Source organism: Arsenicicoccus piscis (genome assembly GCF_022568835.1).
In the GTDB taxonomy this organism is placed as follows: domain Bacteria; phylum Actinomycetota; class Actinomycetes; order Actinomycetales; family Dermatophilaceae; genus Arsenicicoccus; species Arsenicicoccus piscis.
Genome location: NZ_JAKZHV010000004.1, coordinates 1 through 14,001, shown reverse-complemented (window position 1 = coordinate 14,001; position 14,001 = coordinate 1). Strand labels below are relative to the sequence as shown.

The window sequence follows — 14,001 nt, the reverse complement described above, 5'->3', positions numbered from 1 at the left end:
TCGTGCCAGGAACGATGCCAGACGTCAGCACCATCCGCCGAAGATCTGGCGGTGGGCATCACTTAGCGCGGGACGATCTCCTGCTGGGCTGCAGCGACGCCGCCGGCCACGAGGGTCGCGTCGAGCGGCGTGTTGCGCTTGATGACGGCCAGCCCGATGGGCCCGTCCTCGTAGTGGCGCGCCACCGAGGTCAGCCGGCCGACCACCCGCCCGTCGAGCACGACGTCGGCGCCGGCGTCGGGCAGGGCGTGCCCCGACCCGTCGAGGTGCAGGAACACGAGCCGGCGCGGCGGGCGACCCAGGTTGTGGACCCGCGCGATCGTCTCCTGCCCGCGGTAGCACCCCTTGTGCAGGTGCACCGCCGTGCGCAGCAGGTCGAGCTCGTGCGGGATGGTGCGGTGGTCGGTCTCGGCTCCGGCGCGTGGCCGCCAGGCGGCCACCCGGAGTGCGTCGAGGGCCCACAGCCCGGACAGCGGCCGATCCCCCACTGCGGCAACGAGATCCGCGCGTGGCACGATGAGCTCGCGCCAGTGCCAACGGCCGTCGGCCGGATGCTCCTGCGGTCCGTAGAGCGCGGTGTCAGGCCCCTGGTGCGGCCACGGGTCCACCCAGGTGGGCGGCTCGCCCGGCAGGCCGGCGCGCGAGCTCGGCTCCCCCAGGACGGCGAAATCGTCTGTACGGTCAGCGATCTCGACCCGCAGCATGAAGCGCATCCGGTCGAGGAACGCGACGAGGTCGGGCGCCGTGCCGGGCTCCACGGTGATCCAGGTGGTCTCACCGTCGTCGACCAGGTGCAGGTCGTGCTCGATGTGTCCGTGCGGCGAGAGCACCAGATCCTCTGCGCTCTCACCGGGCTTGAGCGTCGAGATCGCCTGCGTGGTCATGGAGTTCAGCCAGGTCAGCCGGTCGGGACCGGTGACGGTGACGACCCCGCGGTTGGAGAGGTCGACGACGGCGAGTCCCTCGACGAGCAGGCGCTGCTCGCGCATCGGGTCGCCGTAGTGGATCGCGACGGTGGCGTCCAGCCCTTCGCCCGCGACGGCTCCTGACGTCGTGAGCAGCGGGCTCGGTGCGAGCTCTGTCATGCGTCCTCCTCCGCGCGCTCCGACCGGCACTCGCGGCACCAGCCGTGCACGACCATGTGCTTGATGTCGGCCTCGAAGTCCCGGGCCGAGCGGACGTTGGCGGCGAGCTCGACGGCGACGGACAACGGTGCGTCCGCCACCCCGCCGCACCCGAGACACACCAGGTGGACGTGGGTCGCGTGGTCGACCAGGTGATAGGTCGGCGACCCGTGGCCGAGGTGCGTGTGCGCGACGAGACCGAGCTCGGCGAGCGCGTCCAACGTCCGGTAGACCGTGCTGAGCGGCAGCGGGTCGCCCCCGTCGCGCTCCACGGCCTCGGCGATCGCGTCCGGGGTGGCGTGCCCGAGCTCGCGCACGGCCGCGAAGATCCGCCGCCGGGGACCGGTCATCCGCATCCCGCGGGCGTGGAAGAACTCCTCGATCGACCGCTCGTCCATCGGCTGCCCGAGGTCCGTCTCAGGACACCCGCTTGAGCTGGGCGCTGACGTGGCTCTGCATGGGGTGGCCCATCGCGGCCATGTCCATCACCCAGAACAGCTCGCTGTTGACCAGGCCGTAGAGCCGCGACGCGGCGGTGTAGTCCTTCGCGTGCGGCGAGCGCATCACCCCGTCGGTGGCCATCGTGAGCCGGGCGGGCTCGATGGTGCCGTAGTACATCTCGACGATGCCGGTGGGGTGCGCCAGCATCAGCTCGACCTGGCCCTCGGACGGCACGCGCAGGAAGCCGAGCTCGGTGGCGAGCGGCTTGATCTGGTTGCCCTCCTCGTCCAGCTCCCAGGTGTGGCTGTGCCACTCCAGGAACGGGCGGCCGTCGTTGAGCAGCACCAGCTCCTGCCCGAAGCGCCCCTTGCGGGTGCCGGGGTAGTCGAACAGGCCGGCACCCTCCCAGCGGCCGATCATCCAGGCGACGGGGAGCAGCTCGGGCGGAAGGTTCTCGGGGATCTCGAACACGAGGACGATCCTACCGGGCGCCCGTCACCAGCAGATCGGCGATGAGGTAGACCGCGACGCCGGGTGCCAGCAGCGACGCGGCTGCGCTCACCAGCTGGACCCGCTGGTCGGCCAGCTGAGGCAGCGGCGCGAGGATGGCGCGCACGCACGCACCGACGAGGGTTGCCACGACGCCGGCGAGCAGGGCGCCGGCCCAGCCCAGGCCGAGGAGCAGGCCGACGGCCAGACAGACCAGACCGCCGACGAGCACTGTGACGGGCATGGCCCACCGGCCGTGGCGGGTCCGCAGGCAGGTCCACTCGGCGCCCGCCGAGGCGGCCAGCCCGAGTGCGACGGATGCCATCACCGGCGGGCCGAGCCGCAACCCGGGCAGGGCGATCCACGCCACGCCGGAGCAGAGGATGGCGAGGGCGAGCATCGAGCCGGAGAGGGAGGCGACGACGCGAGGTCTACCGTCCTGACGCAGGAGCTGGTGGACGAAGGCGCAGGTCACGCAGAAGGCGAGGGCGGCCGGGGTCCAGCGCATGGCGTACCCGTCGGCCGGCAGCACGACCGAGCCGGTCAGCAGCACCGCGCTGGTGGCGACCACGATGGCGGAGCCGCGCCGAGACGGCAGCCCCACCAGCCGGGTCCAGCCCCAGGCGAGCACGCCCTCGGCGAGCAGGATGGCCAGGGCGACGATCCAGCGAGCGGCCGGGCCGGAGTAGGCGGTCACGGCGAGCACGACGGCGAGGACCACGACCCCGAGGGTCACGAGGGTGCGGTGCGGCAGCTCTATGGCCGACCGCCCGACGGCGTCCGTCACACCCGACATCCTGGCGTCACCCGCCGGCGAACGGCGGCAGGACCTCGAGCACGACACCGGCCGGGACCGGGGTCTCGCGCGGCACGGACCGGCCGTCGAGCAGGACGCTGCACGCAGGCAGCACGGCGCCGAGCCGCGGGCGGTGCTCCACCGCCTGGGCCAGCACGGAGGCCACGGTCGCGTCGGTGCCCACGGGCAGCTCGTCGGACTCCACCTCGGCCGCGGCCTGGGCTCCGGCCCAGTAGCGCACCCGCACCGCTCCCACTCGTCCTCCTCGGTCTGCGTCTGCGTCGGCTGATCTCCTCGCAGGATAGGCGACCCGCGGCAGGCCGCTCCACCACGCCCCCGCGGCCAGCCATCACACCTCACGGCCCAGCCGCTCCACCACACCACCGCAACTGGCCGCTGCGCGGACGCGACACCGGCCCTGACCCACGAGCACCGTAATCTGGTGCGGATGGCTCACCTGCTGCTGCTCACGAACGCGCTCCCCGCGAGCGCCGACGTGCTGCCTGCGCTCGGGCTGCTCACCCACACCGTCCGGACGCTGCCGGCGCAGGTCGCCTCGCTGCTCGACGGTCCACCCGGCGACGCCGTGCTCGTCGATGCCCGCCGTGACCTCGTGGCGGCGAAGTCGCTGTGCCGCACCCTGCGGGCCGCCTCACCCGACCTCAGCCTGCTCGTGATCGTCTCCGAGGGCGGGCTGGTGGTGCTCACCACCGACTGGGGGGTCGACGACTTCCTGCTCGAGCACGCCGGGCCGGCCGAGGTCGAGGCCCGGCTGCGGCTGCTCAGCGCCCAGCGTGCCCCGGCCGCCCACGACGTCGAGGGTCCGATCACCTCCGGTGAGCTCTCCATCGACGAGGGCGCCTACTCGGTGCGGCTGCGGGGGCGCCCGCTCGACCTCACCTACAAGGAGTTCGAGCTGCTCAAGCACCTCGCGCAGCACCCGGGTCGCGTCTTCACCCGCGACCAGCTGCTGCAGGAGGTCTGGGGCTACGACTACTTCGGCGGCACCCGCACGGTCGACGTGCACGTGCGCCGGCTGCGCGCCAAGCTCGGTCCCGAGCACGAGCAGCTCATCGGCACGGTGCGCAACGTGGGCTACCGCTTCGTGCCCGCCGAGGACCGGCGCACCGCGGCCTCCCTCACCGACCCGACCGACCCGACCGACCCGACCGAGTCCCTGTCAGCGAAAGCACCACGGACGGAGCGACCATGACCGACGCCCAGCTGCGCCGGACCCACCAGCTCGCTCCCGACGAGGTCGAGCAGGTCCGCGCCATCGTTGCCGCCGCCACGCTCGCCGACGGCGTGGGCCCGTTGTCGGAGGACGCCCGGCTCCGGCTGGACCGCCCCGGCGACCATGTCCTCGTCGAGGAGAGCGGCGCGCGGGGTGTGGTGGGATACGCCGGCCGGCACGACGACACCGTAGAGCTCGTGGTCGACCCCCAGCACCGCCGGCGGGGCCACGGGCGGGCGCTGCTCGACGCCGTCCAGCCGGCGCAGACGAACCCAGCCGACCCGGCCGGTCAGCCCACAGCCAGGGGCATCGGCGTGTGGGCGCACGGCGACCTGCCGGCCGCCCAGGCCCTGCTGCGCAGCGCGAGCTTCGCGCCGGTGCGCGAGCTGCGCAAGATGGGGCGTGACCTCGCGCGCAGCGACGTCGACCGGCCGGTGCGCCTGCCGCACGGCTATGCCGCCCGGGCGTTCGTGCCGGGGCAGGACGAGGACGCGGTGCTCGCCGTCAACGCGGCCGCCTTCGCGCACCACCCCGAGCAGGGCTCGCTCGACCGGGCCGGCTTCGCCGACCGGGCGGCGAGCGCGTGGTTCGAGCCGGCGGGGCTGATCCTCGTCGAGGAGCTCGAGAGCTCCGACGGGCTCGGCCACCCGCGGCTCGCGGCGTTCCACTGGACGAAGGTCGACCCGGCCGACGGTGACCCCGACGCCGGCGAGGTCTACGTCGTGGGAGTCGCGCCGGAGCAGCAGGGCAAGGGCCTCGGCCGGGCCGTCACACAGCTCGGCCTGGAGCACCTGCGCGAGCGCGGGCTGGCCCGGGTCGAGCTCTACGTCGACGCCGACAACACCGCCGCGGTGGCCACCTACGAGCGGCTCGGCTTCACCGTGCTCACCACTGACGTGCTCTACCGCGCGACCACATCCTGACCCGTGCTCGCGCTGGGTTTCGGCCACCACGCATCGGTGGCACGATGGGCCCATGCCGAGCGACACCGAGGTCCAGACCCAGCCCGCCAACGCCAACGGCACCGAGGCGGCCGGGTCCACCCTCGTGCGCTCCTCGACCAGCGCGCGCCCCCGCACCGCCGACGGCCGGTTCGCGCCGCTGACCGCGGCGGGCGACACCGACCCCGAGTCGCTGCCCGCCGACCGCTTCCTCGACCGCGAGCTGTCCTGGCTGCAGTTCAACGAGCGCGTCCTGCAGCTCGCCATGGACCCGACGGTGCCGCTGCTCGAGCGGGCCCGTTTCCTCGCGATCTTCACGAGCAACCTCGACGAGTTCTTCATGGTCCGGGTCGCCGGCCTCAAGCGCCGCCTCGAGACCGGCATGGCCGTGCGCTCCGCCGCCGGGCTGGAGCCCCGCGAGGTGCTCGACTCGATCATGCAGGTCTCGCACGAGCTGATGGAGCGCCAGGCGGCGTCCTTCCGCGACGACATCGCGCCGCAGCTGGACGCCGAGGGCATCCACATCCTGCGCTGGGGCGACCTGACGCCCGACGAGCAGGCCTCGCTCGAGCAGGTCTTCCGGCGCGACATCTTCCCGGTGCTCACCCCGCTGGCGGTGGACCCCGCGCACCCGTTCCCCTACATCTCAGGGCTGTCGCTCAACCTCGCCGTCACCCTGCTCAACCCCCGCACCCAGGCCGAGCACTTCGCGCGGCTCAAGGTCCCGGACCTGCTGCCCCGCCTCCTGCGGGTGCCCAACCCCGACCCCCACGACCACCTCAGCGTGCGCTTCGTGCCGCTCGAGGACATCATCTCCGCCCAGCTCGGGCTGCTCTTCCCCGGCATGGAGGTCGTCGACCACTACCTGTTCCGAGTCACCCGCAACGAGGACCTGGAGGTCGAGGAGGACGACGCCGAGAACCTCCTCAAGGCCCTCGAGAAGGAGATCTCCCGACGCCGGTTCGGCGCCCCGGTGCGCCTGGAGGTCGAGGAGGAGATCAGCGACCACGTGCTGCACCTGCTCATGCGCGAGCTCAACGTCAGCGACCAAGAGGTGTTCCGGCTCCCCGCGCCGCTCGACCTGCGCGGCCTCAACGTGGTGGCCGACGTCGAGCGCTCGAGCCTGCACTACCCGAAGTTCGTCGCGCGCACCCACCCCGACCTCGCGCCCACCGAGCGCTCGGAGGCGCCGGACATCTTCGCCGCGATGCGGCGCAAGGAGATCCTGCTCCAGCACCCCTACAACTCGTTCTCCACCTCGGTGCAGGCGTTCGTCGAGCAGGCGGCTGCCGACCCCAAGGTGCTGGCGATCAAGCAGACCCTCTACCGCACGAGCGGCGACTCCCCCATCGTGGACGCCCTCATCGCGGCCGCCGAGGCGGGCAAGCAGGTCGTCGCCGTGGTCGAGATCAAGGCCCGGTTCGACGAGTCCAACAACATCGCCTGGGCCCGGCGCCTCGAGCACTACGGCGTCCACGTGGTCTACGGCGTCGTGGGGCTGAAGACCCACGCCAAGCTGTGCCTCGTGGTCCGCCAGGAGCCCGAGGGGCTGCGTCGCTACTGCCACATCGGCACCGGCAACTACAACCCCAAGACCGCCCGGCTCTACGAGGACCTGGGCCTGCTCACCTGCGACCCGCAGGCCGGCGAGGACCTGACCCGGCTGTTCAACCAGCTCTCGGGCTGGGCGCCACGCAGCCGGTTCAAGCGGCTGCTGGTCGCCCCGCGCAGCCTGCGCTCGGGCCTGATCGACAACGTCGAGCGCGAGATCGAGCACGCCAAGGCCGGGCGCCCCGCCTACATCGGGGTGAAGGTCAACTCGATCGTCGACGAGGCCTTCATCGACGCGCTCTACCGCGCGTCGCAGGCCGGGGTGAAGGTCGACGTCTTCGTCCGTGGCATCTGCGCGCTGCGCGCCGGCGTGCCGGGGCTGTCCGACAACATCCGGGTCCGCTCGGTCCTTGGCCGGTTCCTCGAGCACTCGCGGGTCTACACGTTCGGCAACGACGGGGACCCGCAGACCTACATCGGCAGCGCCGACATGATGCACCGCAACCTCGACCGCCGCGTCGAGGCCCTGGTGCGGCTCACCGACCCGGCCCACCTCAAGCAGTGCCAGGACATGATCGACCAGGCCATGGCCGACACCACGTCCAACTGGGCGCTCGAGGACGACCGCTGGGTCCGCCACCACGTCGACGAGGACGGCGAGCCGCTGCTCGACCACCAGGCCGCCCTCGCCGACATGCACGCCAAGCGACGTCGCAAGTCGGCCCGCGCCTGATCGGGCCCGCACACCATGGCACCACACCCCTCGCCTCTGCCCATCCCTGCGAGCGGTGACCGACCGGTCATCGGCGCCGCCGGCGCGCTCCCGTGGCGCCGTCGCGGCGACCGGCTCGAGGTAGCCCTCGTCCACCGTCCCGCCTACGACGACTGGTCCTGGGCCAAGGGCAAGCTCGACCCCGGCGAGGACTGGCCGGTCGCCGCCGTGCGCGAGGTCGAGGAGGAGACCGGCTTGCAGGTGCGGCTCGGCCGGCCGCTGCCGCTCGCCGAGTACTCCTTCGTCGACAAGCGCGGCCAGGTGGCCGACAAGCAGGTCCGCTACTGGGCCGGCGAGGTCGTCGGCGGGCACGGTCGGCTGCTGAACGAGATCGACGAGGTCGCCTGGCTGGACGTCCCGTCGGCCATGACCCGGCTCGACTACGCGCGCGACCGCGAGCAGCTGCGTGCCGTGGTCCGGCACGACCAGGCCGGCACCCTCGAGACCTGGCCGCTGGCGATCGTGCGCCACGCGAAGGCCGTGCCCCGGGGCAAGTGGTCCAAGGACGACTGGCTGCGTCCGCTCGACGCCACCGGCCGCGCCCGCGCCGAGGCGATCGTGCCCCTCCTCGCAGCCTTCGGCGTAGACCGGCTGGTCACCTCCGGCTCGACCCGCTGCGTCGAGACGCTCGCCCCCTACGCCGAGGCGACTGGACGCGAGCTGCACCGCAAGACGGGACTGTCCGAGGAGGGCTACCTCGAGCATCCCGGCAAGGCGGTGCGGCACCTGCGCCGCGCCCTGGAGCGAGCGGTGCCGACGGCGCTGTGCTCGCACGGCCCCGTGCTGCCGGACCTGCTGGAGGCCCTGCAGGCCCACCTGCAGCACCCCGAGGAACCGCAGCAGGGCGCCGACGCGGCCGGGGCGGCCACGGCCGCCGAGCGCGACGCGATCGCGGAGGCCCTGCACGAGGCCGCCGACCTCGGGATGGCCAAGGGGGAGGTCGTGGTGCTGCACCTGGTCGGGCGCGGGGCCACCGCCCAGGTCGTCGCCGTCGAGCGCCACCTGCCCTGAGCAGCGGCTGAGGGGTGAATCGTCCGCTGGCGTTCACGGTGCGTTCATGAAGCCCCAGCCAGTGCGTCATCCGGTCTCCCTACCGTCAAGGTCAGTGGGACGCGCCAGGTCCCCGTCCTTGTACCTGCTGTGGAAGGCACCTGAAGTGAAGATTCAGCGGATGTCCGCGCTCACCCTTGTCGCGCTCGCCGGCACCCTCGCGCTCGGCGCGTGCGGTTCGGACAACAACACCGGCACGACCGGCTCCAACGGCTCCGGCTCGACCGGCACCGCGGGCGGCGCAGCCTCCTCGGCGGACTGCCCGAGCGGCACCGTCTCCGCCGAGGGCTCCTCCGCCCAGAAGGCCGCCATCGAGGAGGCCATCTCGGCCTACCAGGACAAGTGCGCCGACGCGACCATCAACTACAACGCCACCGGTTCGGGTGCGGGCATCAAGCAGTTCATCGCCAAGCAGGCCGACTTCGCCGGCTCCGACTCGGCGCTCAAGACCGCCGCGGGCTCGGACGGCAAGATCGAGCAGGCCGAGGCCGACAAGGCCTGCGCCTCCCCCGCCTGGAACCTCCCCATGGTCACCGGCCCGATCGCCATCGCGTTCAACGTCAAGGGCGTCGACAAGCTCATCCTCAACGCCGACGTCGCTGCAGACATCTTCAACGCGAAGATCACCACCTGGAACGACCCGGCCATCGCCAAGCTCAACCCCGGCGTCACGCTGCCGAGCGAGCCCATCAAGGTCTTCTTCCGGTCCGACGAGTCGGGCACCACCGAGAACTTCACCAAGTACCTCAAGGCCGCGGCCCCCACCAAGTGGACGGCCGACCCGGCGAAGAAGTGGTCCGGCAAGGGTGAGGGCAAGGAGAAGTCCGCGGGCGTCTCCTCCGCCGTGAAGTCCACCGAGGGTGGCGTCACCTACACCGAGTGGTCCTACGCGAAGGACAACCAGCTCGGCATCGCCCAGATCGACTCCGGCGCCGGCGCCGTCGAGCTGACCGGCGAGTCCGCCGGCAAGGCCGTCGCCGCCGCCAAGGTCACCGGCACCGGCAACAACCTGTCGCTCAAGCTCGACTACGCCACCAAGGAGGCCGGGGCCTACCCGATCGTCCTCGTGACCTACGAGATCGTCTGCTCCAAGGCCGCCGACGCGACCAAGGGCAAGGTCATCAAGGGCTTCCTCGAGAGCTTCTCCGGGACCGACTTCCAGAAGAGCCTCACCGACATGGGCTACGCCCCGCTGCCGGACGAGGTCCAGTCCAAGGTCGCGACCGCCGTCGCCGCCCTTCAGTGACACCCACCGGCGGGTGTGACCGGGGTTCGTCCTCGGCCACACCCGCCGGTCTGCCGTAGCCTCTGGCACGGCACCCAGCCCCCGTGAAGTGAGGAACGCCCCCATGTCAGTCACCGGTGTCCCCGTCGACCTGGAGCCACCGTCCGGTCAGGAGCCCACCGAGGTCCCCCGCGGACCGGGTCGCCTCGGCGACCGACTCTTCGGGGGCTCGGCGACCCTCGCCGGCACGATCGTCATCGCGCTGGTCACCCTCGTGGGGGTCTTCCTGCTCGCCCAGGCCATCCCGGCGATCGCCAAGGACCAGGTCAACTTCTTGTGGAGCCGGGAGTGGAACGTCGACTCCGAGCCGCTGCGCTTCGGAGTCCGTGACCTGCTCTGGGCGACGGTGGTCACCTCGATCATCGCCATGCTGCTCGCCGTCCCCGTAGGCGTCGCGGTCGCCCTGTTCATCACCGAGTACGCTCCCCGCTGGCTCGCGCGGCCCGCGGCCCAGCTGGTGGACCTGCTCGCTGCGGTGCCGTCCATCGTCTATGGCCTCTGGGGCGTCGCGACCTTCACGCCGTTCGTCGGACCGCTGCAGAACTGGCTCGGTAGCACCCTCGGCTGGATCCCGCTGTTCGCCCCGAAGTACCAGTCGAGCCTGTTCGTCGTCGGCATCGTGCTGGCGATCATGATCCTGCCGATCGTCACCGCACTGTCCCGCGAGGTCTTCAGCCAGACCCCGCGCACGCACAAGGAGGCCGCGCTCGCGCTCGGCGCCACCAAGTGGGAGATGATCCGCACCGCGGTGCTGCCCTACGGCCAGCCCGGCGTGATCTCCGCCGCCATGCTGGCCCTCGGCCGCGCGCTCGGCGAGACGATCGCCGTGACCATGATCCTGTCTGCGCTGGCGCCCGGGTCGCCGTGGAGCTGGTCGCTGTTCAACGGTGGCGCGACGTTCGCCTCGCTCATCGCCAACAACGCCGCCGAGTTCGACTCGCCCGAGAAGACCGGCGCCTACATCGCCGCCGGTCTGGTGCTGTTCGTCCTCACCTTCGTCGTCAACGCCATCGCGCGAATCGTCATCGAGCGCCGGAAGGCCTTCACCGAATGAGCCACACCGCCACGGCCACCACGGCCGCCAACGACCCCGACAGCTCCGGCGCGCGTCATCGTGACCCGCTGTTCACCACCGCGTCCGGCGGGCGCAAGACCAAGGACCTGATCGCCAAGGTCGTCATGTGGGCCGCCTTCCTGCTCGCGCTCTCACCGCTCGTGTGGATCTTGTGGCAGGTCATCTCGTTCGGCGGCCAGAACCTGATGCAGTCGGAGTGGTGGACGCACTCGATGCGCGGCATCACCACGCGCCGCGAGGGCGGCGGCGCCTACCACGCGATCATGGGCACCCTGCTCCAGGGCCTGGTCACGGGCCTCATCTCGGTGCCGATCGGTGTCTTCACCGCGATCTACCTCGTCGAGTACGGCCGCGGCCGGCTGGCCCGCGCGGTCAGCTTCATGGTCGACATCCTCACCGGTGTCCCGTCCATCGTCGCCGCCCTGTTCATCTACGCCCTGTGGGTGACCACGTTCGGCTGGAACCGCGTCGGTGTCGCCGTCTCGCTGTCGCTGGTGCTCCTGATGATCCCGACGATCGTGCGCTCTACCGAGGAGATGCTCAAGCTCGTCCCGAACGAGCTGCGCGAGGCCTCGCTCGCGCTCGGCGTGCCGAAGTGGAAGACCATCGCGAGCGTCGTGCTGCCGACGGCCTTCTCCGGCATCGTCACCGGCGTGCTGCTCGGCCTCGCTCGCGTCATGGGCGAGACGGCACCGCTGCTGATCCTCGGTCCGTACACCAAGAACATCAACTTCGACCTGTTCAGCGGCAACATGGCCACGCTGCCGACGATGATCAACGACGAGCGGCAGTACCTCGCGCTCCCGGCCGCGCACGACCGGGTGTGGGCCGCTGCGCTCACCCTGATCCTGCTCATCCTGCTGCTCAACCTCGCCGGGCGCCTCATCGGCCGCGCCGGTGCGGTCAAGGCCTGACCACTCCCCCGACCAGACGCTCTACCGAAGAAGGCAACTGCACCCCATGGCGAAGCGCATCGACGTCGAGAACCTCAGCATCTTCTACGGCTCCTTCAAGGCCGTGGAGGACGTCTCCATGACCATCGAGCCCCGGTCGGTGACGGCCTTCATCGGGTCCTCCGGCTGTGGCAAGTCCACGGTCCTGCGCACCCTGAACCGCATGCACGAGGTCGTCCCCGGCGGTCGCGTCGAGGGCAAGGTGCTGCTCGACGGCACCGACCTCTACGGCTCCTCGGTCGACCCGGTCGGCGTGCGGCGCACGGTCGGCATGGTGTTCCAGCGGCCCAACCCGTTCCCCACCATGACGATCTACGAAAACGTCGCGGCCGGGCTGCGGCTCAACGGGGTCAAGAACAAGAAGCGGCTCGACGAGACGGTCGAGCGGTCGCTGCGCGGCGCGAACCTCTGGAACGAGGTCAAGGACCGCCTCGACAAGCCGGGCGCCGGCCTGTCCGGTGGTCAGCAGCAGCGCCTCTGCATCGCCCGCGCCATCGCGGTCGAGCCGCAGGTGCTGCTGATGGACGAGCCGTGCTCGGCGCTCGACCCGATCTCCACCCTCGCCGTCGAGGACCTGATCACCGAGCTGAAGCCGAAGTACACGATCGTCATCGTCACGCACAACATGCAGCAGGCTGCTCGCGTGTCGGACCGCACCGCGTTCTTCAACCTGTCGGCGCAGGGCAAGCCCGGCAATCTGATCGAGATCGACGACACGACCAAGATCTTCAACAACCCGACGGAGAAGGCGACGGAGGACTACATCTCCGGTCGGTTCGGCTGATCGACGACGTCCCGGAGGCAACGAGGGAGCGCCAGCGACCGAGGCCCGTAGGGACGAGGAGATCAGCCAGAAGGTGGGGCTGATCGTGCTGCTGCGGCGCTGTGACGGGACTCCCAGCCTGCAGGTCTTGCCAGGGGGGTCAGCGGGGCCCGACCATAAGGCCATGACCTCCCCAGACCTTGGAGCCGAGCCGACCTGGCGTGTTGATGACGGCCACCGTTTTGCCCACGCGATGTGCCTCGAGTGCCACTGGCGCGGCCCGGGTCGCCGGGCCCGCGAGACCGCCCGTCAGGACGGTCGGCTGCACGCGCTGGCCGGCTGCGGCGATGACGTGGCGCTGCGCGAGCTCTACAGCGGGCTGCAGGACGCAGGTGGCGCGGCCAGGCCGACTGCGCAGCCCCAGATCGCCTGAGCGGGCACGTGCTCGTCGCACTGCTGGTAGCAGTGCGGTTGGTGGGTGCGCCGGACCGGGAGCGCCTCTCGGCACGTGGCCGCTCGTAGCGGCTTAATTTGGGACCCGGGGCTACCGCGGCCCGGCGCACGAATCATTTTAACGGCAGCGTGCCCGGGGATGTTCCCGAAGCGAAGCGGTCGTCGCCCTAGATCAGGTCTCCGCGCCGCCACAGGCGCGCGCAGGTCTCGAGGTCCTGGCCGAGCACCTGCATGTTGCCGGCGGCCTTGAGCCACGCGGCCTCGCCCTCGTCGTCGTCGAACGCCGCCCCTGACCAGTCGGCACGGTGCGCGCGGCCGGCGGCGACGATGCGGCAGAACGCCCCCGCACGCGCGAGTGCGACGTCCAGGTCGCCGGAGAAGACCCCGCGCAGGATGGCGTCGGCCAGCTCCTTGACCTCGATCGGCCCCGGCGGCTCGGCCACGCCGGTGATCGCGTGCAGGACGTCGGCGTGCCGGTGCCCTGCCTCGTAGTCGCGCGAGGCGCCGTCGGCGTCGCGCACCACCCACTCGCGCAGGGCGTAGAGCCGCCACAGGGCCCCGGGCAGCGAGTGCGCCGGCAGCGGGGCCCAGAGGTCGGCGAGCGTGGACAGCCCCAGGTCGTCGGTCAGCCGGACCAGACGGTCGGTGACGGCCGGGTCGGTCGCGGCCCGCCCCGCGTGCACGATGATCTGCGCGGTCTCGTGGGCGATCTCGGACTGGACGGCCGGGTCGAGCACCACCCCGCCGTGCGCCTCCATCGCCTCGGGCGAGTAGAACGCGGGGCGGCGAGGCACCGGACGGCCGGGTGGGGTGCCCTCGGAGCCGCTCACGGGAGGCGCACCACGACGGCGCCCGGACCGGTGAACGTGACGGTGCCAGAGGGGTCTACGACGGTGGAGTCGTCCCACTGCTCGACCACAGTGGCGCCGGCCGGCACCTGCGCGGTGGCAGCACCGTCGGCGAGCGAGACGACGGTGCGCAGCGCGCCGCGGGTCAGCACGCCCACGCGCGCGTCGTCGTCCCAGTCGAGCTCGACGGCCGACAGGTCGTCGTCCTGCAGGCTGGGCTCTGCCC

The 14,001-nt window shown here is 71.6% G+C and carries 16 protein-coding genes; 9 read left to right on the top strand and 7 right to left on the bottom strand.

Annotation, left to right across the window (positions count from 1 at the left end):
- Positions 1–62: 62 nt before the first annotated feature.
- The 5 genes from ygfZ to MM440_RS08820 are packed head-to-tail and all read right to left on the bottom strand — an operon-like array spanning position 63 to position 3,106.
- Positions 63–1,085 carry a CAF17-like 4Fe-4S cluster assembly/insertion protein YgfZ gene (gene ygfZ, locus MM440_RS08840; protein WP_241443958.1) on the bottom strand — a complete coding sequence of 341 codons (1,023 nt, stop codon included), beginning with the start codon at positions 1,083–1,085 and terminating at the stop codon, positions 63–65.
- Positions 1,082–1,522, bottom strand: coding sequence for a Fur family transcriptional regulator (locus tag MM440_RS08835; RefSeq protein WP_241443957.1), 441 nt, complete (start codon positions 1,520–1,522; stop codon positions 1,082–1,084). Before MM440_RS08835 ends, ygfZ begins: the two co-directional genes overlap by 4 nt.
- A 19-nt stretch (positions 1,523–1,541) precedes the next feature.
- The gene (locus MM440_RS08830) at positions 1,542–2,036 is read right to left on the bottom strand and encodes a heme-binding beta-barrel domain-containing protein (protein WP_241443956.1); all 495 of its coding nucleotides are present in this window, start codon (positions 2,034–2,036) and stop codon (positions 1,542–1,544) included.
- Between the two features lie 10 nt (positions 2,037–2,046).
- Positions 2,047–2,841, bottom strand: coding sequence for a hypothetical protein (locus MM440_RS08825; RefSeq protein ID WP_241443955.1), 795 nt, complete (start codon positions 2,839–2,841; stop codon positions 2,047–2,049).
- Between the two features lie 16 nt (positions 2,842–2,857).
- Positions 2,858–3,106 carry a MoaD/ThiS family protein gene (locus MM440_RS08820; RefSeq protein ID WP_241443954.1) on the bottom strand — a complete coding sequence of 83 codons (249 nt, stop codon included), beginning with the start codon at positions 3,104–3,106 and terminating at the stop codon, positions 2,858–2,860.
- 192 nt (positions 3,107–3,298) lie between these two features.
- Here MM440_RS08820 and MM440_RS08815 point away from each other — a divergent pair, with 192 nt between their 5' ends.
- From MM440_RS08815 to MM440_RS08775, 9 genes are all read left to right on the top strand, one after another.
- On the top strand, positions 3,299–4,063 hold the full coding sequence (locus tag MM440_RS08815) for a winged helix-turn-helix transcriptional regulator (RefSeq protein WP_241443953.1): 765 nt from the start codon (positions 3,299–3,301) through the stop codon (positions 4,061–4,063).
- Entirely contained in the window at positions 4,060–5,007 is a 948-nt protein-coding gene (gene mshD / locus MM440_RS08810) for a mycothiol synthase (RefSeq protein WP_241443952.1), read from the top strand. The genes MM440_RS08815 and mshD overlap by 4 nt, the downstream gene beginning before the upstream one ends.
- Positions 5,008–5,059: 52 nt before the next feature.
- Entirely contained in the window at positions 5,060–7,309 is a 2,250-nt protein-coding gene (locus MM440_RS08805) for an RNA degradosome polyphosphate kinase (protein WP_241443951.1), read from the top strand.
- A 15-nt stretch (positions 7,310–7,324) separates the two neighbouring features.
- Positions 7,325–8,359 (top strand): NUDIX hydrolase, encoded by a 1,035-nt coding sequence (locus MM440_RS08800; protein ID WP_241443950.1) that lies wholly within the window; start codon positions 7,325–7,327, stop codon positions 8,357–8,359.
- A gap of 160 nt (positions 8,360–8,519) precedes the next feature.
- Positions 8,520–9,644, top strand: coding sequence for a phosphate ABC transporter substrate-binding protein PstS (pstS, locus tag MM440_RS08795; RefSeq protein WP_277626514.1), 1,125 nt, complete (start codon positions 8,520–8,522; stop codon positions 9,642–9,644).
- A 103-nt stretch (positions 9,645–9,747) separates the two neighbouring features.
- The gene (pstC, locus tag MM440_RS08790) at positions 9,748–10,737 is read left to right on the top strand and encodes a phosphate ABC transporter permease subunit PstC (RefSeq protein WP_241443948.1); all 990 of its coding nucleotides are present in this window, start codon (positions 9,748–9,750) and stop codon (positions 10,735–10,737) included.
- Complete coding sequence (gene pstA, locus MM440_RS08785; protein ID WP_241443947.1) at positions 10,734–11,672, top strand: phosphate ABC transporter permease PstA; 939 nt, start codon at positions 10,734–10,736, stop codon at positions 11,670–11,672. Before pstC ends, pstA begins: the two co-directional genes overlap by 4 nt.
- A gap of 46 nt (positions 11,673–11,718) precedes the next feature.
- Positions 11,719–12,495, top strand: coding sequence for a phosphate ABC transporter ATP-binding protein PstB (pstB, locus tag MM440_RS08780; RefSeq protein ID WP_241443946.1), 777 nt, complete (start codon positions 11,719–11,721; stop codon positions 12,493–12,495).
- 163 nt (positions 12,496–12,658) lie between these two features.
- Positions 12,659–12,907, top strand: a complete 249-nt coding sequence (locus MM440_RS08775) for a hypothetical protein (RefSeq protein ID WP_241441169.1) — start codon at positions 12,659–12,661, stop codon at positions 12,905–12,907.
- A 187-nt stretch (positions 12,908–13,094) separates the two neighbouring features.
- Here the strand turns inward: MM440_RS08775 and MM440_RS08770 are convergent, their stop codons facing one another.
- Together MM440_RS08770 and MM440_RS08765 are read right to left on the bottom strand one after the other, a co-directional pair.
- Complete coding sequence (locus MM440_RS08770) at positions 13,095–13,757, bottom strand: hypothetical protein (RefSeq protein ID WP_338155581.1); 663 nt, start codon at positions 13,755–13,757, stop codon at positions 13,095–13,097.
- Positions 13,754–14,001 (bottom strand): hypothetical protein (locus tag MM440_RS08765; RefSeq protein WP_241443945.1); only part of this gene is annotated, 248 nt, incomplete at its 5' end. The genes MM440_RS08770 and MM440_RS08765, both read right to left, overlap by 4 nt.

Excerpts from the sequence above, each read along its gene's own strand:
- ygfZ (WP_241443958.1), bottom strand. The coding sequence starts at position 1,085 with ATGACAGAGCTCGCACCGAGCCCGCTGCTCACGACGTCAGGAGCCGTC.
- MM440_RS08835 (WP_241443957.1), bottom strand. The coding sequence starts at position 1,522 with ATGGACGAGCGGTCGATCGAGGAGTTCTTCCACGCCCGCGGGATGCGG.
- MM440_RS08815 (WP_241443953.1), top strand. The coding sequence starts at position 3,299 with ATGGCTCACCTGCTGCTGCTCACGAACGCGCTCCCCGCGAGCGCCGAC.
- mshD (WP_241443952.1), top strand. The coding sequence starts at position 4,060 with ATGACCGACGCCCAGCTGCGCCGGACCCACCAGCTCGCTCCCGACGAG.
- MM440_RS08805 (WP_241443951.1), top strand. The coding sequence starts at position 5,060 with ATGCCGAGCGACACCGAGGTCCAGACCCAGCCCGCCAACGCCAACGGC.
- MM440_RS08800 (WP_241443950.1), top strand. The coding sequence starts at position 7,325 with ATGGCACCACACCCCTCGCCTCTGCCCATCCCTGCGAGCGGTGACCGA.
- pstS (WP_277626514.1), top strand. The coding sequence starts at position 8,520 with ATGTCCGCGCTCACCCTTGTCGCGCTCGCCGGCACCCTCGCGCTCGGC.
- pstC (WP_241443948.1), top strand. The coding sequence starts at position 9,748 with ATGTCAGTCACCGGTGTCCCCGTCGACCTGGAGCCACCGTCCGGTCAG.
- pstA (WP_241443947.1), top strand. The coding sequence starts at position 10,734 with ATGAGCCACACCGCCACGGCCACCACGGCCGCCAACGACCCCGACAGC.
- pstB (WP_241443946.1), top strand. The coding sequence starts at position 11,719 with ATGGCGAAGCGCATCGACGTCGAGAACCTCAGCATCTTCTACGGCTCC.
- MM440_RS08775 (WP_241441169.1), top strand. The coding sequence starts at position 12,659 with ATGACCTCCCCAGACCTTGGAGCCGAGCCGACCTGGCGTGTTGATGAC.